This is a genomic window from Guptibacillus hwajinpoensis, from assembly GCF_020524165.1.
GTDB lineage: Bacteria > Bacillota > Bacilli > Bacillales > Guptibacillaceae > Guptibacillus > Guptibacillus hwajinpoensis_D.
This window is the reverse complement of the sequence record NZ_JAIVKU010000004.1, coordinates 106,747-125,266: the sequence shown is the minus strand read 5'-3', so window position 1 is coordinate 125,266 and position 18,520 is coordinate 106,747. Positions and strand designations below refer to the sequence as shown.

At 39.4% G+C, this 18,520-nt stretch carries 19 protein-coding genes; 2 read left to right on the top strand and 17 right to left on the bottom strand.

Features of this window, described 5'->3' with window-relative positions:
* The first annotated feature begins 171 nt into the window (after positions 1–171).
* Entirely contained in the window at positions 172–762 is a 591-nt protein-coding gene (locus LC090_RS07630; protein WP_226656859.1) for a YqfQ family protein, read from the top strand.
* A 92-nt stretch (positions 763–854) separates the two neighbouring features.
* Positions 855–1,799: a 4-hydroxy-3-methylbut-2-enyl diphosphate reductase gene (locus LC090_RS07625; protein ID WP_226656855.1), complete on the top strand. Its 945-nt coding sequence runs from the start codon at positions 855–857 to the stop codon at positions 1,797–1,799.
* Between the two features lie 30 nt (positions 1,800–1,829).
* On the opposite strand, the gene LC090_RS07620 is transcribed toward LC090_RS07625, so the two are convergent.
* The 17 genes from LC090_RS07620 to LC090_RS07540 form a co-directional block, all read right to left on the bottom strand.
* Positions 1,830–2,951: a Nif3-like dinuclear metal center hexameric protein gene (locus tag LC090_RS07620; RefSeq protein ID WP_226656853.1), complete on the bottom strand. Its 1,122-nt coding sequence runs from the start codon at positions 2,949–2,951 to the stop codon at positions 1,830–1,832.
* Positions 2,948–3,658 (bottom strand): tRNA (adenine(22)-N(1))-methyltransferase, encoded by a 711-nt coding sequence (locus LC090_RS07615; protein WP_226656851.1) that lies wholly within the window; start codon positions 3,656–3,658, stop codon positions 2,948–2,950. Before LC090_RS07615 ends, LC090_RS07620 begins: the two co-directional genes overlap by 4 nt.
* Positions 3,659–3,786: 128 nt before the next feature.
* The gene (cccA, locus tag LC090_RS07610) at positions 3,787–4,149 is read right to left on the bottom strand and encodes a cytochrome c550 (protein WP_224593715.1); all 363 of its coding nucleotides are present in this window, start codon (positions 4,147–4,149) and stop codon (positions 3,787–3,789) included.
* A 220-nt stretch (positions 4,150–4,369) separates the two neighbouring features.
* Positions 4,370–6,022 carry an AMP-binding protein gene (locus tag LC090_RS07605; protein ID WP_226656849.1) on the bottom strand — a complete coding sequence of 551 codons (1,653 nt, stop codon included), beginning with the start codon at positions 6,020–6,022 and terminating at the stop codon, positions 4,370–4,372.
* 92 nt (positions 6,023–6,114) lie between these two features.
* Complete coding sequence (locus LC090_RS07600; protein ID WP_226656848.1) at positions 6,115–7,254, bottom strand: acyl-CoA dehydrogenase family protein; 1,140 nt, start codon at positions 7,252–7,254, stop codon at positions 6,115–6,117.
* A gap of 346 nt (positions 7,255–7,600) precedes the next feature.
* Positions 7,601–8,716: an RNA polymerase sigma factor RpoD gene (gene rpoD / locus LC090_RS07595; RefSeq protein ID WP_224593706.1), complete on the bottom strand. Its 1,116-nt coding sequence runs from the start codon at positions 8,714–8,716 to the stop codon at positions 7,601–7,603.
* A gap of 48 nt (positions 8,717–8,764) precedes the next feature.
* Positions 8,765–10,585, bottom strand: coding sequence for a DNA primase (gene dnaG, locus LC090_RS07590; protein WP_226656847.1), 1,821 nt, complete (start codon positions 10,583–10,585; stop codon positions 8,765–8,767).
* A gap of 19 nt (positions 10,586–10,604) precedes the next feature.
* The gene (locus LC090_RS07585) at positions 10,605–11,096 is read right to left on the bottom strand and encodes a YaiI/YqxD family protein (protein ID WP_226656846.1); all 492 of its coding nucleotides are present in this window, start codon (positions 11,094–11,096) and stop codon (positions 10,605–10,607) included.
* Positions 11,097–11,349: 253 nt separating this feature from the next.
* Positions 11,350–12,174 (bottom strand): pyruvate, water dikinase regulatory protein, encoded by an 825-nt coding sequence (locus LC090_RS07580; protein ID WP_226656845.1) that lies wholly within the window; start codon positions 12,172–12,174, stop codon positions 11,350–11,352.
* Between the two features lie 15 nt (positions 12,175–12,189).
* Positions 12,190–12,831 (bottom strand): helix-turn-helix transcriptional regulator, encoded by a 642-nt coding sequence (locus tag LC090_RS07575; protein ID WP_425590636.1) that lies wholly within the window; start codon positions 12,829–12,831, stop codon positions 12,190–12,192.
* Positions 12,832–13,018: 187 nt separating this feature from the next.
* Positions 13,019–13,768, bottom strand: a complete 750-nt coding sequence (gene recO, locus LC090_RS07570) for a DNA repair protein RecO (RefSeq protein ID WP_226656843.1) — start codon at positions 13,766–13,768, stop codon at positions 13,019–13,021.
* A gap of 39 nt (positions 13,769–13,807) precedes the next feature.
* A complete protein-coding gene (locus tag LC090_RS07565; RefSeq protein WP_226656842.1) occupies positions 13,808–13,945 on the bottom strand; it encodes a YqzL family protein in 138 nt (45 codons plus the stop codon).
* Between the two features lie 100 nt (positions 13,946–14,045).
* Positions 14,046–14,954: a GTPase Era gene (gene era / locus LC090_RS07560; RefSeq protein WP_226656841.1), complete on the bottom strand. Its 909-nt coding sequence runs from the start codon at positions 14,952–14,954 to the stop codon at positions 14,046–14,048.
* Positions 14,947–15,345 carry a cytidine deaminase gene (locus LC090_RS07555; RefSeq protein WP_226656840.1) on the bottom strand — a complete coding sequence of 133 codons (399 nt, stop codon included), beginning with the start codon at positions 15,343–15,345 and terminating at the stop codon, positions 14,947–14,949. The genes era and LC090_RS07555 overlap by 8 nt, the downstream gene beginning before the upstream one ends.
* A 12-nt stretch (positions 15,346–15,357) precedes the next feature.
* Positions 15,358–15,747: a diacylglycerol kinase family protein gene (locus tag LC090_RS07550; protein ID WP_226656839.1), complete on the bottom strand. Its 390-nt coding sequence runs from the start codon at positions 15,745–15,747 to the stop codon at positions 15,358–15,360.
* On the bottom strand, positions 15,731–16,204 hold the full coding sequence (gene ybeY, locus LC090_RS07545) for an rRNA maturation RNase YbeY (protein ID WP_226656838.1): 474 nt from the start codon (positions 16,202–16,204) through the stop codon (positions 15,731–15,733). The genes LC090_RS07550 and ybeY overlap by 17 nt, the downstream gene beginning before the upstream one ends.
* Positions 16,201–18,327 carry an HD family phosphohydrolase gene (locus tag LC090_RS07540; RefSeq protein WP_226656837.1) on the bottom strand — a complete coding sequence of 709 codons (2,127 nt, stop codon included), beginning with the start codon at positions 18,325–18,327 and terminating at the stop codon, positions 16,201–16,203. Before LC090_RS07540 ends, ybeY begins: the two co-directional genes overlap by 4 nt.
* Positions 18,328–18,520 lie beyond the last annotated feature (193 nt).

Sequence of the window (18,520 nt, the reverse complement as noted above, 5' to 3'; positions counted from 1 at the left end):
TCCTCAAAACGTATGAAATAATCGCGCTTTTTTCTTAAAGCGATCGATCAATAATATCCTATCTATTATTTATATTTCCTAATTTGACCTCTCTCACACGTTCAAATTTTCAGCATACCTTAATAGTACCAACAGCTTATATTGTTCAAGTTATAAGAAGGAGGGTATGACATGAATCAATTTCCTCCCTCCCCTCAAGGTGGTCCTGGTCCTGGCATGGGCTTTCCATTTTCCGGCGGAGGGTTTCAAGGTCCTGGCCCAGGCTATCCACAGCCTCCACAATCTGGAGGACTATTATCTCGATTTTTAGGAGGCGGTGGAGGTCAGGCGAGCGGGGGGCTCCCAATGCCTCCAGGATCATTTCCTGCCATGCGTGGTCCGGTTCCTGGTTTTCCTCAGCAGGCTGGAATGTTATCAAGGTTTCTTCCCGGAGCTGGCCAGGGTGGCATGGATATGATGGGGATGATCCAAAACGTACAAAAGGTTATGCAGGCAGCCGACACCATTAAACCGATGGTCCAGCAATACGGCCCTATGGTTAAACAGCTTCCAGAGATGATCGCATTGTTTAAAGAATACCAAAAATCCTCCGGCGAAACGGAAGATGAAGAGGATGATGCCGCAGAGGAAACATCTAAAAAGAAAAAAAAATCTCCGGCGAAAAAAAAAGGAAAAACCCCACCAACAACAAGTGATAAGAAAAAAACGAAACCGAGTCCAAATAAACAAAGTATGAAATCGAAGCCTAAACTCTATGTGTAACAACGTGTTTCGTTGAGTTATCTCTGTATCTCCTTTATAATTAAGGAAGATTAGATATACAACAATCCATACATGGATTGAGGAGGTACTCGATGAAAGTAACTAAAATTTCACCTAGAGGTTATTGCTATGGCGTTGTAGATGCAATGGTGATTGCACGTAATGCAGCCCTCGATAAAACTTTACCGCGTCCGATTTTTATTCTCGGGATGATCGTTCATAATAAACACGTGACAGATGCTTTTGAAGATGATGGCATTATTACCCTTGATGGGCCAAACCGAATGGAAATTCTTAAAAAGGTAGAGTCCGGAACTGTTATTTTCACAGCACATGGTGTTTCACCTCAGGTGCGTGAGCTTGCAGAGGAAAAGGGACTTACCGTGCTTGATGCCACTTGTCCTGATGTTACGGTAACGCATGATTTAATTCGTGAAAAGCAGCAGGAAGGCTACCACGTCATTTATATTGGTAAAAAAGGACACCCTGAGCCTGAAGGGGCAATGGGGATCGCTCCTGAAATCGTACATCTTGTAGAAAAACCTGAAGAAGTCGACAATCTAGAAATTGATAGTGAAAAAATTATTATTACAAATCAAACAACAATGAGCCAGTGGGATGTACAAGAAATTATGGAAAGAGCAACTGAACGATACCCACACGCTGTTATCCATAATGAGATTTGTAACGCAACTCAGGTGCGTCAAGAAGCTGTCGCTGAACAAGCTGGCGATACAGATCTAGTTCTTGTTGTAGGAGATCCAAAAAGTAATAATTCGAACCGACTAGCACAAGTTTCAATTGAGGTGGCAGGAACACCCGCCTACCGAATTGCCGACATTTCAGAATTACAGCTTGAATGGCTTGAAGGTGTTGAAACAGTTGGTGTCACCGCTGGCGCATCTACGCCAACTCCTATCACGAAAGAAGTCATCCGTTTTCTTGATCAATATGATCCGAACAACGAAGAAACGTGGAAACGTGAACGAAATGTACCTTCATCCAAGATTCTTCCAAAAGTAAAAGTGAAAAAATAACAAAATCCCGCCGGTACCGGCGGGATTTTGTTATCTAAACTGAAACGGGTTTGTTCGTTCTTGAGAAGAGATAATGGTTGTATCGTACTTCTTCTCTTCTAGGAAAGCTTGCATCTTTTTTCGCACACCTTCAATCATAATTTTTTCAATGTTATGTCCAGCATCGATAATTTGAAGCCCCTCTATCATAGCATCGTGAGCTACATGGTAATAAATATCACCCGAAACAAAAACATCAGCGCCGCTAAAGCGAGCGGCATGAACAAACTTATTCCCATCTCCACCCAGTACAGCGACTTTTTTAATCGTCGATTGAAGATCACCCACAACCCGGACCCCTTCAGCACCGAGCTTTTCTTTAACGTAATCTGCAAAGCTTTCTAATGTCATTTCCCTATCAAGAAGACCAACTCTACCTAAACCTAACTTTTCTGGTTCATTATCAAGTGGAAAAATATCATAAGCTACTTCTTCATAAGGGTGAGCCTTTTTTACAGCGTTAATGATCTTAGTTTGTTGATCTTCATAGAAGATACTTTCAACTTTCACTTCTTCTACAGATTCTAGAGTCCCTGCTTCCCCAAGAAACGGCTTTGCATCGTCAGTAGGTTTAAATCGCCCTGTTCCTTGAGAAGAAAACGTACAATCACTATATTCGCCTATAAAGCCCGCTCCTGCACTTGCAAGAGCGCCTCGTACCTCTTCCTGATGAGATGCTGGTACAAACACAGCAACCTTTTTAAGCGTACGTTGAAAGGTCTCAACGAGTACGCTTGTATGCTTTAATCCTAACGCTTCTGCTAACATATCATTCACTCCACCCGGCGCTACATCCAGGTTCGTATGAGCAGCATAAACCGTAATATCATTTTTAATGAGGGTTTCAATCATCCTACCCTGTTCTGTATCTAAATTGATCTTTTTAAGTGGTCGATAAAGAATCGGGTGATGAGCTATAATTAAATCGACCCCTTCACGCACCGCTTCTTCAACCACATTAGGAAGTACATCAAGCGCGGTCATCACCTTCTTGATCTTTTTATTCAGGCTGCCGACCTGCAACCCAATGGGATCTCCCTCTTCTGCATATTTCTTTTTAGACCATGCTTCAAACTCTTGAATAATCGCCTGACCTGAAACTAGCTTACTCATGAAAGAACCTCCTTAATGATGTCACGTTCATTTTTCACCTGTGCTTCTTTATCTGAAACACCGTTTGTTTTTGATAGCGACATTAAAATCCGTTCCCTCTTTGTTAATTCATTTTGCCATTTCTTTCGAAAAGCATCATTTTGATTCTTTAAAAGGATCGGGCCAACCAGCATACTTTTAAGCAACTCCTTGTGCCCCATACCCTCGTATGGTCGCTTGCCATTCCCAGCATCAAATACAAGCACCTCATACACTTTCTGATCTTCTTCAAGGATACATTCTTCAACAAGTTCCCAATCCAAATCAGAAAGTCGTTCACGTAGAAGATGCGCGGCTACATTAGGTTGTAATACAAGCCTCTTCACATTGGTTAGCTTTTCTTGTCCTTCTAATAGAATATCTCGAATAAGCTGACCACCCATTCCAGCAATTGTAATGACGTCTACTTCACCAGGCGAAAGAACTTCAAGACCATTTCCTTTACGAACTGCTATTTCTTCTATAAATCCACTACGTTTAACCTGGTTAACCGCTGATTGATAAGGGCCATCGTTAACTTCCCCCGCCACTGCTGAAGTAATGATTTGCTTATTCATTAGATAGCAAGGTAAATAGGCATGATCAGACCCTATATCCGCTACTCTACTCCCTTCAGGTACGAAGCTTGCTACCCTCTTCAATCGTTCTGATAATAATTTATCGTTCATTTCTTCACCTTACCCAATTTTCTTCTTTATAGTTTACCCTTTACACACGCTTGATAACGATGAAAAGGAAATCATTTTTCTTACAAATAGAAAAGCTTCCTGTTCTCACAGAAAGCTTTTTTCACTTCTTATTTTTTCTCGGATAGCCACTGAGCTACTGCTTCAGCCTGTTCTCCTTGGATAACTCCCGCAGGCATGCCTCCACCTTTACCATTATTAATGATGTCGAGAATTTCATCTTTGGAGTATTTACCTCCAACAGCGTTTAAAGCTGGGCCTACCTGACCGCCAAGATCGCCACCGTGACAAGATGCACAGTTTTGAGCATAGATATCTTCTGGTGCTGATGCTTCAGCCTGTTCTTGCTTTTCGCCTTCGCCCTCAGCGCTCTCTTCGCCGCCCTGCTGCAATGCCCAGAAAGAAACACCAATAATGAGAATTAATCCGATAACGGCTGTCCATGCAAATGGAATAAGCGGATTCTTTTTCATTTCTTTTCCTCCTTGTACCGATTCGCTGATGTCGTTTTCCCCAATTATGTAAGAGTAAACAAATCATAACTTATTTTACTTGAAAACGCTATGAAAGAAAAGGGGAAGCGAGGCAAATCACATATTTGTCATAGTTATTCTCTCTATCTCTATGATAGCAAATTTTCCTAATAAAACAAACGGCATCAGCACAATCGCTGATGCCAGGCCATATTACTCATTATTCTACTCCAGAATGTAAATTAGCCCATTTTACTACAGATTCGCGTAGTTTATATTTCTGAATTTTTCCAGAAGCAGTCATTGGATAGTCTTCTACAAAGAAAACATGTGAAGGAATTTTATATCTTGCAATTTTCCCTTCACAAAAATCCACAATATCTGCTGGAGTTACTGATTTTTTATCGTTCAATTGAATACATGCCACGACAATTTCGCCATATTTCTCATCCGGAACCCCGATTACTTGCACATCTTGTACAGCAGGATGTGTGTATAAAAATTCTTCAATCTCTCGAGGATAAACATTCTCCCCACCACGAATAATCATATCTTTTAATCGGCCTGTAATTTGAACATATCCGCTTTCGTTCATTTTGGCCAAATCTCCAGTATGAAGCCACCCATCAGAGTCAATCACTTGTTTGGTTGCATCGGGCATTTGATAATACCCTTTCATAACGTGATATCCTTTTGTGCATAACTCACCTACTTGATTGCTGTCCACCTCTACATTTGTTATCGGATCCACTATTTTTACTGAGACACCCGGCAAAGCTTGTCCCACTGTATTCACTCTAGAGTCTACCGGATCGTCAGTCCTCGTTTGTGTAATAACTGGAGAAGCTTCCGTTTGACCATAGGCAATGGTAATTTCCTTCATGTTCATTATGTTCATTACTTTTTTCATTACTTCAATTGGACAGGGACTGCCAGCCATGATGCCAGTGCGGAGAGAACTTAAATCGAACGAATTAAATTCGGGTAGATTAAGCTCAGAAATAAACATAGTAGGGACACCGTGAAGCGCTGTGCACTTTTCCTGCTCAACTGTCTTTAATACCAGCTTAGGTTCAAACTCAATGATAGGGAGGATTGTGGCACCGGCAGTAAATGCTGCTAAAGTGCCAAGAACACAACCAAAACAGTGGAAAAAGGGGACAGGAATACATAGACGATCTGCTTCCGTAAGCTTCATGCACTGACCAATTTGATACCCATTATTCAGAATATTGTAATGAGTGAGCATGACGCCTTTTGGAAAACCAGTCGTACCTGACGTATATTGCATATTAATCACATCATCAGGATCGAGCTGGCTCTTTCTTTTCTCTAAGTCCTCTTCTGTGATAGAGAACCCGCAGTGAATAAATTCATCCCAACTCATCAAAGAAGGATGAGGGTCACTACCAATAAAAATAGCATTTTTCAAATGAGGAAGGTCATGAAATTCACATTTCCCCTTACTTACTTGGTCACCCTTTTTCTTTAGGTCAAGAAAAGCTTTAGGATAAGAAGTGCCTTTAAAACCATTTATTAAAAAAAGATGCGTAGCGTCTGATTGTTTTAATACATATTCAAGTTCAGTTGATTGATAATTTGTATTAACGGTCACTAACACCGCTCCTATTTTAGCTGTAGCAAATTGTAAAAGGAGCCATTCAGGTACATTTGTTGCCCAAATCGCAACATGCTCTCCTTTCGCCACACCTAGATCGAGTAGCGCCTTTGCTACTCGATTGACTTCCTTATCAAATTCACTGAAAGTATAGCGAATGTTTTCTTTTGCGTAAACGACAGCTTCTTTCGTTCCAAATTGAGCAACTTGTCTTTCAAGCATCGATCCGATCGTCTCATGAAGCAATCCCGTCATAGCCGCACCCCTCTCCATGGATTAAATTCACAACTAAGTATTGAACAACTGTTAAAATAGAAAACACCTTACTAACCGAGCGCTCGTTCAGCTTAACATCCAATTTCCCGAGCAATAACCATACGTTGAATCTCTGACGTTCCTTCTCCAATTTCAAGCAATTTCGCATCTCTAAAATAGCGCTCAACATGATAATCACGCATATACCCATTTCCGCCGTGAATTTGCACAGCTTGATCACAAACTTCCATACAAATTTCGGAAGCATATAATTTACAAATTGAAGCTTCTTTTGTGAATTTCTTTCCCTGGTCTTTTAACCAGGCAGCTTTATATACCATCGTTCGAGCCAACTCTATTTTCATCGCCATATCCGCTAATTTAAATTGGATAGCCTGAAAACGTGAAATCGACCGACCAAATTGTTTCCGTTCATTTGCATATTGCAAAGCCTTCTCATAAGCCGCCTGAGCAATTCCTACTCCCATAGCACCAATTCCTATTCGACCGCCGTCAAGAGTCATGAGAAATTGCCTGAAGCCATCTCCTCGCTTCCCGAGCAAGTTCTCTTCTGGAACAACAACATCTTCCATAACTAGTTCTGTTGTATTAGAAGAATGCAATCCCAACTTTTCGTAGTTATCTATCACCTTAAATCCAGGTGCGGAAGTAGGTGCGATAATGGCACTTATTTCTTTTTCCCCGTCTTTTCTATTAGTTATCGCGGTTAAGGCAAGGTGATCCGCATAAGAAGCATTTGTAATGTAACATTTACTTCCATTGATCATCCATTGACCATCTTTGAGAGAAGCTTCTGTTTCCGTCCCACCTGCATCTGAGCCCGCGTTAGGTTCAGTTAAACCAAAAGCACCTAACGATTCACCTGAACAAATGGGCGCAAGGTATTTTCGCTTCTGTTCTTCTGTGCCAAACAGATGAAGTGGTGCTCCGCCAAGTGATACGTGTGCTGAATATGTAATTCCAGTTGAGCCACATGCTCGACTTAATTCTTCTACCACGATAGCAAAACTTATTGTATCTGCTCCCCCACCACCATACTCTTCTGGAAATGGAAGACCCATAATTCCTAGTTCGCCGAGCTGTTGGAAAATTTCTTTAGGAAACCTCTTTTCCTTGTCTCTCTGTTCTGCACCTGGTGCAACCTTTTCATCAGCAAACTCTCGAATCATTTTTTGAATCATTTTTTGTTCTTTCGTTAAGTCAAAATTCATTACCACTAACCTCCTATAATAGAATGCTACCAATTTGAATACGCTTACATTTTATTATCTCTTTTAAGTTTCATTTTTTCAACATTTTAGAAAATAAAAATAATTATATCTAATATTTTTTTCAACTCTTCCCTTGCTAATCCTTACTCTGACAGAATAGCCTGCTTCTAAATCCAAAAGGTCCATTTGCAAAACGAAAGAAAAGTCAGTAAAATAAATGACAAGAAATGTATTCTTTAATCGGTATGATCAATCTTATTTAACTAAGCACTCATTAAGGCTTCGACAAGAGAGCATAAAAAGAAAAAACTCTCCAACTGCATAAGCAGTCAGAGAGTCATTCATTTTATTCTAGAAAATCTTTTAACCGTTTGCTACGGCTTGGATGGCGAAGTTTACGTAGAGCTTTCGCTTCGATCTGACGAATTCGCTCACGCGTAACACCAAAGACACGTCCTACTTCTTCTAGCGTTCTTGTTCGTCCATCATCTAGTCCGAACCGAAGTCTCAATACGTTTTCTTCACGATCGGTCAGCGTGTCTAACACATCTTCAAGCTGCTCTTTCAGTAGTTCATAAGCGGCAGCGTCAGATGGGGCAAGAGCATCCTGATCTTCAATAAAGTCGCCAAGGTGAGAATCGTCTTCTTCACCAATCGGCGTTTCTAATGAAACTGGTTCTTGTGCAATTTTTAATATTTCACGGACTTTTTCCGGTGATAGATCCATTTCTTTACCAATCTCTTCAGGAGAAGGTTCACGACCAAGGTCCTGAAGAAGTTGACGTTGAACTCGAATTAATTTATTTATTGTTTCGACCATGTGTACCGGAATACGAATGGTTCTTGCCTGGTCCGCAATGGCACGAGTAATCGCTTGACGAATCCACCATGTTGCATACGTACTAAATTTGTAACCTTTACGGTAATCAAATTTCTCAACGGCTTTGATAAGACCCATATTCCCTTCTTGAATAAGGTCAAGGAAGAGCATACCGCGTCCAACATAGCGTTTTGCAATACTAACAACTAATCGAAGGTTGGCTTCAGCTAAACGTCGCTTCGCTTCTTCGTCACCTTCTTCAATGCGTTGTGCAAGGCTGATTTCTTCCTGTGCAGAAAGAAGATCAACGCGACCTATTTCTTTTAGGTACATTCGAACCGGGTCATTTATTTTCACACCCGGAGGAACGCTTAAGTCATTCAAATCGAATTCTTCTTCTTTTTCAACTTCCTGAGGTGACGGGTTGTCTGAATTGTCTTCTATAACTTCGACACCCTGTTCCTCTAGATATTCAAAGAATTCATCCATTTGGTCCGAATCCTGTTCAAACGGCGACAACCGTTCAACGATCGTAGAGTAAGTAATTAAGCTTGTCTTCTTACCAAGCTCTACTAACTGCTCTTTCACTTGATCGATGGTTAATTCACCTTCCGCCGGCTGGCGAGTTGGTTTTTCAGCCATTCGATCCCCTCCTTCCATACATCTCAACAATAAAAATCAGTCACATTCTTAAAATGAATTTTTTAAGTTCTTCTTCATTTCAAGAATCTCCATAGCGATCTTAGCTGCCTGGACAAAGTCTTGCTTCATTTCCGCTTCTTTTTTTTCTTTTTCTCTCTCTTCTATCTTTATCCATTCTGGATAATTTAACACCTGTCGAATGTAATCGTGTAATTCTTTATCCGACACGTCATTATTTAAATCCATCATGGCCAGTTCAGAAGCAATTTTGACAAGGTTAGGATCAGTCAGCTGCTCCATGAATTGACTCACGTCAGCTTCATGGCCGTTAGCATAAAAGCTATACAGATATGCAGCGATCGCACTATGCTCGTCAATATTAAACGAACCGCCAACCTCTTCCTGTACTTTTTCTGCCACTTCCAGATCCCGCATCATATAAGCAAGTAGTATACGTTCTGCATTCTGGAAAGCAGGCAAGAGTTTTTTCTTAACATAGAAATTTTTCCTAGCATTATTATCCCTTTTCGGCGGGGCATTATCCTTATTTTTCTTCCCCTCTTTAAAAAACTGGGAAACCTGCTGCTTTAAAGCATCGAGCGAAAGTGAGAACTCATCCGATAGCTGTCGTAAATAATGATCTCGTTCAACAGCATTAGAAAGAACGCTAATTTCTTTAAGTACTTCTTCGATATAGCGGATTCGTTCTCCTTCATCCGATAGGTTTTTTCCTGATCGAAAAACCTCCATTTTAAAAGCCATTACTGTTGACGCTGCCCCTATTACATCCTTTTCAAACCGTTCTGCACCGTATGTTCGGATATAGTCATCGGGATCTAGTCCTCCTGGCATTTTAGCGATTCTAACGTAACAACCTGCTTCAATTAGTTCATCTGCTGCTCTTGTTGCAGCACTTATTCCAGCCTTATCTGAATCATAGCAAATCACAACCGATTCAGTTTGTCTTCGCAACAACTTTGCTTGATCTTTTGTTAATGCTGTACCAAGACTTGCTACAACGTTTTGTACCCCATTTCCGTATGCTGTAATCACATCGACATAGCCTTCCAATAGGATCGCCTGGTCTTTTAAGCGAATGGCGGAACGAGTCAAATGAAAACCATAGAGAAACTTCCCTTTTTGAAAAAGCTTTGTCTCTGGACTATTTAAATATTTCGGTTCGCCATCTCCTATAATTCGTCCCCCAAAAGCAACAGGTCTTCCTTTGGGATCCCAGATTGGGAACATAATTCGATTTCGAAAGCGATCGAAATATTTTCCATCGAATTCTCTTTTGGCAAGTAACCCTGCGTCAGCAACTTTTGAAAGGGGATAGTTTCTTTTCTCTAAATAAGATGTTGCGTAATCCCATGAGTCAGGTGCAAAACCTAGCTGGAATTTTTCAATCATCTCTCTTGAAAATCCACGTTCATTAAGATAAGTCCGAGCTTGTTCGCCTTCTGGTGTCTTAACCATACAGTGATTATATAGCTTCGTCAGAAAATCATGGGCTTTATAGATAACCTCATTTTCAGAAGTAGTTTTTGCACTACCGCTCTGGTTGTCCTGTACTTCAGGTAAATCAATACCAGATTTTTGACCTAAAGTTTGAACAGCCTCTATAAAATTATACCCTTCAATTTCCATTAGAAATGAAAAAGCGTTACCGCCAGCACCACAGCCAAAACAATGATATATTTGCTTATCAGGTGCTACTGAAAATGAAGGAGTACTTTCACCGTGAAAAGGACAAAGTCCAAAGAAATTTCTTCCTTGCTTTTTCAGTTGAACATAATCGCTAATGACATCTACGATATCTGTCGATCGACGAATCGCTTCAATTTTTTCTTCTGGAATTCTGCCACTCATGATTTATCACCAACAGATTCTATAGTTTCGACAAATAAAAATAATCCCCTTCATAATTCGACAATATTTTAATTAAGGCTTCTCGAAATTGAACTCGATCATCACCAGTAAACTTTCGCGGACCCTTCGTGTGCTTACCAGCTCTTCTACTTTTAGATGCTAAATACCGTGTATGTAAAAGAGTCGAGATGTTTTCTTCTGTATACTGTTTCCCTCTTGGAGAAAGTACAAAAACACCTTTTGGAAGGAGCAAACTAGCAAGACCATAATCTTGTGTTACTGCTATATCCCCTTTTTTTGCATGGCGATGAATATAGAGATCCGCTTCTTCTTTTTCAGAGTCTACCATAACCCACGTCGCTTCACGGAACGTTGTGCTCATATGAGCATATGAGGCAACAAAAATCGTTTCGGCTTCTGAAAGGGCTTTTTGAAAAGCCATTATTTCTTCTTTAATTAAAACAGGACATGCATCTGCATCGACAAAAAGCGTCAGTTTCTTTTTCGTCATAATTCTCTATTCTACATCTCCCTGAGTTATCCTTCTTTTGAAATTTATGTTTTAACTTTCAGAATTTTAGATTGAGCTAGTTAAGATAACTATTGTATTCTTCTGAAAGCCTTCTTTAATGATTATAGACAAATTTTATTGACAATATTTGATTATATACTAAAAATATTAAATTGAACAGATTAAAACGATAAAAAAATGCCATCATCCAGAACATTTTGTCTCTCTGATGGGCATTTTTTTATAGATGCTATTAAGATGTATGTTTCCCTTTGTGTAAACTTAAAATTAAATTGGCTGTTTCTTCAACGGCTCGATTTGATACATCAATGACTTGACAGTTCATTTTATTAATAATCGTGTCGAAATATTCCAGTTCATCTTTTATCCTTGTCATATTCGCATAGCTAGCTTCTGCATTTAAGCCAAGCGCAATTAGTCGTTCTTTACGTATGTTATTTAACTTTTCAGGACTTATTTTAAGTGCATAGCATTTTCCTTCTGCAACATTAAACAATTCCTCTGGAGGATCCACTTCCGGAACAATTGGAACATTTGCCACCTTCAGTCTCTTATGGGCTAAATATTGAGACAGTGGAGTCTTAGAAGTTCTAGAGACGCCCACCAGTACGATATCTGCGAGAGCGATTCCACGTGGGTCTCTTCCATCATCATACTTGACTGCAAATTCAATCGCCTCTACTCGACGAAAATAGTCTTCATCGAGTTTATGTACAAGCCCAGGCTCATTCCGTGGATTTTTCCCTATGACAGCCTGCATGTGATCAATCATTGGACCAACTATATCGACTGCTTGAATGTTTTCTTCTGCTGCTACATCCAGAAGGAATTCTCTTAATTCTGGGACTACCAGTGTAAAAGCGACAATTGCTTTTGTTTCTTTCGCAAGAGTCATCACTTCGTGAATGGTCGCCGTATCCTCAACATAAGGAACTCTTCTAACATCAAAATCGGTTGGATCAAATTGACTCGCGGCTGCCTTAACAACTAATTCTGCTGTTTCACCAACCGAATCAGATATAACATATACAATGGCACGATTCGATGAATTCGTCATATAAACCCCCCTAAGCTAAATAATTTCATCTTTGGCAAGATCCACTAGCGCTCGCGTAACATTTGTTTTCGTTATTCTTCCAACAACCTCAATACCGTTTTCAACCTCTTTAACAATTGGCAGCGCATCAATCTGTTTCTCAATTAGCTGATTTGCTACTTCAATTAAAAGATCATCTTTTTGGCACACAGTAATATTCGGCATTCTCGTCATAATAATGGTTACTGGAATACTTTCGAGATTTTGCTTACCGAGGGCAGCTCTTAAAAGATCTTTCCTAGATAAAACACCTACCAGATGCGCTAATTCATTTACTACAAACAATGTACCAACATCTTCAAGGAACATTGAACAGATGGCATCATATACACTTGCGTTTTCTTGAACGACAACAGGTATTGATTTGTACTCATCAACTTTAATTTTTCTAATCTTCTCCGTTAGAAGCTGTGAACCAGTTTTACCTGTATAAAAATAACCGACTCTTGGCCTTGCGTCAAGGTACCCTGCCATTGTTAAGATTGCAAGGTCTGGTCTAAGCGTTGCTCTCGTTAAACTGAGCTTTTCTGCAATATGCTCGCCAGTAATTGGCCCTTCATTTTTCACGATCTGAAGGATTGTTTCCTGTCTATTATTTAGTTGGATAAAAATCACCACCTTTAATAAGGTTATACTTTATTTTCATTATTATATACGATTATACCATTTTAACGAAAGTACCCCACATCATTTTGTCTACACCTCGAATAACATTGAAAATTGATGAGACCAATACTAATAATTTATCATCGCATGCTACTATTGCGTAAATAAAAAGCCTACGGATTTAAACTCCGCAGGCTAATTAATCAAGATTAAATCGATCCAACTGATCCAAAAATCGTTTTGATTTTAAATAAAGTCCGGAATAAGCATCGAAATAAAGGTTAAGGATTTGTCTGATTTCTTTCTTCGTTTCTTTTTTTAAAGAGATATTCCCCAACCTTCCAAGATCAATATGAGCGAATAAATGAAGAAGCTCTGCTGTTCGCTTCATGATTGGTATGTGGTAAGGGTCTACTGTAAGGCAACGATGACAAAGCAATCCACCTTCATTGATTGAAAAATAAAATTTTCCTTCGGGTAGCCCACAGTTTGCACAACGATCTAGCTGAGGGGTAATTCCTGCAACTCGAAGCATTTTTAATTCAAAAATAAACAAAATCACTTCAGGGTCTTTCTCTTCATCCAATTCATGAAGAACCTGATGCAACATTTCAAATAAATATGGATTCGGTTTTCTTTCTTCCGTTAGTTTATCAACTAGCTCAGCTGCATATGCTGCATAAGAAGTAAGAAATAAATCATTTCGAATGGAGCGAAATGAGTCAATGATTTCTCCCTGGTTCAATCCGCCTAATCCACTTGTATGCTGATAGAGATACTGCCCATAAACGAAAAGTTGAGAAACAGCAGAAAGACGGCTTTTTGGTTTTTTTGCGCCTCTTGCCATGACGCCAACCTTACCCGTCTCTCTGGAATAAATCGTCAGTATTTTATTTGTTTCACCATAGTCCACGGTTCGAATCACAATTCCTTCAACCTTCTTTAACAAGAACTTTCACCAACCGTTTCCTGTTACAATTCCAAAAGGTCAAGAGAGGCGAGTTACTTCTTCTACTTCGGCGAGAGAATCATTTTCTTCATCATTCGGTGTTTCCATTTCCTTCAAAAGAAGATAAGTATCAATGTTTCCTGTTTCACAAAATATTTTCCAGGTAAACTCTAACACTTTAGATCCCACCTTTCATTTTGTAAAAAGTTTATCTCTTACCTCTAGCTTGACCTTACATAAGTCGGTTTATGTGATGGAATTTTTAACAAAATTTCACTTAATAGTCATCTTCGCGGTAACCATAATCACGTAAAGATGAAGGTTTATTACGCCAATCCTTCACAACCTTTACCCAAATTTCCATAAACACTCGAGAACCTAGAAGAGCTTCAATATCTTGCCTCGCTCGTTTCCCAACTTCCTTTAACATCTTTCCTTGTTTTCCAATAATGATCCCTTTTTGGGATGAGCGTTCAACTATCACGGTTACATGGATGTCAATTACGTCAGAATCTTCACGTTTCACCATTTGTTCAGTTACAACTGTAACCGAGTGAGGAATTTCTTCTCTGGTTAAATGAAGAACTTTCTCTCTCACAAGCTCTGCCACAATAAAGCGCTCAGGGTGGTCGGTCACATGATCACTAGGATAATATTGAGGGCCCTCTTCAAGGTAATCAACCACTTGCTCAAGAAGAGTGTTTACGTTATTTCCTTGCAAGGCAGAAATAGGTACAATTTCTGCAAATGAATATTTATCTTTGTAAAAATTGATCATTGGAAACAATTGATCAGGGTGAACTTGATCAATTTTATTAATAACTAGAAATACGGGGCTTTCTACATTTTGCAATCGATCAATAATATACTGATCACCAGCACCATATCCTTCTTCAGCATTTATGACAAATAAAATTAAATCGACTTCATTCAAAGAGCTCTGCGCCATTTTTATCATGAAATCACCAAGTTTATGTTTTGGTTTATGAATACCTGGTGTATCAATGAATACAACTTGAGCATCATCTCTTGTATATACGCCCTGTACTTTATTTCGCGTCGTCTGTGCTTTATCGCTCATAATCGCAATCTTTTGTCCGATTACTTCATTTAGCAACGTCGATTTCCCCACATTTGGTCTACCAACGATTGATACAAATCCTGACTTAAACACTTCTTTACTCATTCAAATCCTCCGGTGAAAATGCGCCAGGAAGCAGTTCGCTGACGGTTAATTCATGTATTTTTCCTTCTAGGTTGGTTAAGATTACTTTCATTTCTGGATCACACAGCTCTGAGATAACCTGTCTACAAGCTCCACACGGTGGAACAGGGCGCTTTGTATCAGCAACCACAGCTATAGCTTCATAGGTCTTATGTCCTTCTGAGTAAGCTTTAAATAATGCTGTACGCTCAGCGCAGTTGCACATGCTATAAGCTGCATTTTCAATGTTGCACCCACCGAATACTGTACCATCATCAGAAAGCAGAGCCGCACCTACTTTAAACTTCGAGTAAGGAACATATGCCCTCTCTCTTGCCTTTTTAGCCTCATCAATCAACATTTGCTTATCCATTATAAATCCTCCTTATGACTGAAACATCTGAGCAATCGGTTCAAAAAAGAGAAGGAAACCGATTATAACTGAAATAATTGCAAAAAGAAAGACAGCTGCAGCGGAAACATCTTTTGCCACTTTCGCTATAGGATGTTCTTTTTCCGTAATTAAATCAATCGTTCGTTCAATGCCCGTATTTAGGGCTTCCAAACTTAGCATAATACCGATTACAGTTAGCAATAAACACATTTTAATGGCTGATAAACCCAATACTACCCCAGCTATAATGACTGCAGCACCTGCTAGGAGATGGAAGAGAAAATTTTGTTCATTTTTTATTAAGTAACGAAAACCTTGAGACGCATAGAGAAAACTGCGTAAAAACCGTATCAGCCGGGAACGTTTATCTTGTGAGGCCATATTGCTCTAGTAGCACTTTTTGTTTACCAAACATTTCTTTCTCATCTTCTTCTGTCATATGGTCATAACCAAGTAAATGGAGGAACCCATGAACACATAAAAAACCAAGTTCGCGTTCGAAGCTATGTCCATAATCAGCAGCCTGCTCTTCTATTTTTGGGACAGAAATGACAATTTCTCCAAGCAGGTGTGGTATTTGTTCATCGAATAAGATTGGATCGTCGCCTTCTTCTTCATCATCAAGTGCAAATGAAATGACATCAGTAGGTTGATCTTTCCCTCGATAATCACGATTAATCTCCGTGATCCGCTCATTATTCACAAACATAATGGACACTTCGCTTCCTGCTTCAACCTCTTCTTCACTTGCTACATGGCTCAATAATTTTTCAAGCATTTCAAATTGTTCTTGTTTTAATGTTTCTGTTTCATCAATAAAGTCGATTGTTAAATTCATGAAGTCACCTTCTTTTTTATTTCTGTCGGATATTCAATGCGACTGTGGAAAATACCGTTCAATGTTTCAAGAATCGTTTTTGCAACAATATCGAGCTCTTTAAGCGATAAATCGCATTCATCAAATTGACCGTCTTCTAATCTTTCCGTTATGATTTTTCTTACAAGAGATTCAATGGTTTCTGGATTTGGTTTCGTCATCGATCTGACTGCTGCTTCAATGCAGTCTGCAATTCCTACAACTGCCGCCTCCTTAGTCTGGGCTTTTGGTCCAGGATAGCGAAATTCCTTCTCTGAAACCGGCTGATTCGCTTGTTCACTTGCTTTGTAATAAAAATATTTTAAAAGCGTTGTACCATGATGCTGTTCAGCAATATCCACAATTTCTTTTGGCAAACGATGCTTCCTTAGCATCTCAGCTCCATCAGATGCATGGGAAACAATAATTGTCTTACTTAAATGTGGTGAAATTTTATCATGTGGATTCTCCATATTCATTTGGTTTTCAATAAAGAAGTGAGGTCGTTTTGTTTTACCTATATCGTGATAATAAGCGCCCACTCTCGCTAGTAGACCATTCGCTCCAATGGATTCGCACGCTGCTTCTGACAAATTTGCAACCATGACACTATGATGATACGTGCCAGGAGTCTCTACAAGTATTTTTCTAAGCAACGGATGATTAGGATTTGATAACTCAATTAACCTTGTAGTCGAAATAATGCGGAAGCCAGCTTCAAAGAACGGCATTAATCCCAGCGTTAACATGGAGGATAAGAACCCAGATAAAAAGGCAAAAACAAAGTGATAGCTAAGTTCGATGCCACTATATTGCCCGTTCTTTAACATTAATAATATAGCCACTGCCACCATGTTTATTAATGAAACAAGCAATCCTGCTTTTAGAATATTTGATCGATGATTTCTTTTACCAAGGAAAAATACCCCTGATAGCGAACTCATTAATACATAGAATCCAAGTGAAGCATTCATCGGTCCAGAAATTTCTCCGTTAAAAAATACGCCAGCACAAACACCAAAGAGGATACTTGAAGCAATGGCTAATTGTTCGTTAAAAAGCATTTTTATCAGCATGGACCCTACTGCTGCTGGAACGATATAAGCAATTCCAGGAACTTCTATCCCTTGTAATAAGCTTGATAACTTTAGCACCATAAGTGTGCTAAAGTAGATTAAAACAAGAATAAGAAGGTTTGTATTTGAAGAACGCACACGTGATTTAACGTCTTGAAAGAAGTAATACAAATACCCTGTAAGTAGTAACACAAGAAGGGCTAACCCTACATACGGAACAGCATCAAATCCTTCATCAAGTAAACCCGCAAGCCGAAGCTGTTCCATTACTTCACGGTTAATCATTGCGCCCTCTTCCACGATGATTTGTCCCTCGCGTATCATCACAGGCTGAACAGCTTCAATCGCTTCTTGACGACTTTGTTCTGTTTGTTCTGGATCAAGGAAGTAATTTGGTACAATGCTTTGCTGTGCTACTGTAATCATAGCTTTCTTTTGATCAGTTGGGAGCGATGTGAGAGACAATCGATCTTCAACATCCGATTTAGATTGCTCTAAATTATCAATTGATACTCGATCTGTCATAACCTCCATTACTTCAGATAACGTTAGTTCCTTTATTAAACTAATTTGTGAAGGTTCCGCCTCAACTAACGGCTTCAAAGTATCCTCTGAAAGTTCATCTGACATTGAAACTGAGATGATTGATTTGAGCTCTGACACTTTTTCTTGAGTTGTTTTTTTCTCTGGTTCATTTTTCTTTACCTTATCAATTCCGGAAAACAAATCATTTAATTTATCAAACTGGGACTGAGAAACTTGATCACGGTAAACATATTTTGCATCAATTTGTGCGGCTTTAGACCGCTCATCTTCTGTAGCAGTTTTATTTTCGATCGTGATTGGTGAAGCGATATCATGATCCGCTCTAGAATAAAGGGAAACATCCAGTGACTCTGGTATTATATTGGATAGCATCGTTAAATACAAAATAAGCGCTACCAATCCATAAAGCGACCACTTGATCATTTTAATTCGTTCGATATTACGGAGATTATTCTGCAACAAGTGCTTAATCTTCGCAATCATAGCTTCCTTCACCTCATAAGTTCTGGCCTCTACTACTCTTCTTCATATTTTATCAGAATTCCCTAATAAATGGAGTACAATCTTTAAAGAAGTTACCCCCTCATCCAGCTAATCTCGTGCCGCCTTCTTTTAAACTAGCTACCTTTTCTATAAGGCTCAAAAAAGGCCCGTTTTTCAAACGGACCTTTTTTCG

Bases quoted from the DNA above. Each gene is read 5' to 3' on its own strand.
- LC090_RS07630 (WP_226656859.1), top strand. From the start codon at position 172: ATGAATCAATTTCCTCCCTCCCCTCAAGGTGGTCCTGGTCCTGGCATG.
- LC090_RS07625 (WP_226656855.1), top strand. From the start codon at position 855: ATGAAAGTAACTAAAATTTCACCTAGAGGTTATTGCTATGGCGTTGTA.
- LC090_RS07620 (WP_226656853.1), bottom strand. From the start codon at position 2,951: ATGAGTAAGCTAGTTTCAGGTCAGGCGATTATTCAAGAGTTTGAAGCA.
- LC090_RS07615 (WP_226656851.1), bottom strand. From the start codon at position 3,658: ATGAACGATAAATTATTATCAGAACGATTGAAGAGGGTAGCAAGCTTC.
- cccA (WP_224593715.1), bottom strand. From the start codon at position 4,149: ATGAAAAAGAATCCGCTTATTCCATTTGCATGGACAGCCGTTATCGGA.
- LC090_RS07605 (WP_226656849.1), bottom strand. From the start codon at position 6,022: ATGACGGGATTGCTTCATGAGACGATCGGATCGATGCTTGAAAGACAA.
- LC090_RS07600 (WP_226656848.1), bottom strand. From the start codon at position 7,254: ATGAATTTTGACTTAACGAAAGAACAAAAAATGATTCAAAAAATGATT.
- rpoD (WP_224593706.1), bottom strand. From the start codon at position 8,716: ATGGCTGAAAAACCAACTCGCCAGCCGGCGGAAGGTGAATTAACCATC.
- dnaG (WP_226656847.1), bottom strand. From the start codon at position 10,585: ATGAGTGGCAGAATTCCAGAAGAAAAAATTGAAGCGATTCGTCGATCG.
- LC090_RS07585 (WP_226656846.1), bottom strand. From the start codon at position 11,096: ATGACGAAAAAGAAACTGACGCTTTTTGTCGATGCAGATGCATGTCCT.
- LC090_RS07580 (WP_226656845.1), bottom strand. From the start codon at position 12,174: ATGACGAATTCATCGAATCGTGCCATTGTATATGTTATATCTGATTCG.
- era (WP_226656841.1), bottom strand. From the start codon at position 14,954: ATGAGTAAAGAAGTGTTTAAGTCAGGATTTGTATCAATCGTTGGTAGA.
- LC090_RS07555 (WP_226656840.1), bottom strand. From the start codon at position 15,345: ATGGATAAGCAAATGTTGATTGATGAGGCTAAAAAGGCAAGAGAGAGG.
- LC090_RS07550 (WP_226656839.1), bottom strand. From the start codon at position 15,747: ATGGCCTCACAAGATAAACGTTCCCGGCTGATACGGTTTTTACGCAGT.
- ybeY (WP_226656838.1), bottom strand. From the start codon at position 16,204: ATGAATTTAACAATCGACTTTATTGATGAAACAGAAACATTAAAACAA.
- LC090_RS07540 (WP_226656837.1), bottom strand. From the start codon at position 18,327: ATGATTGCGAAGATTAAGCACTTGTTGCAGAATAATCTCCGTAATATC.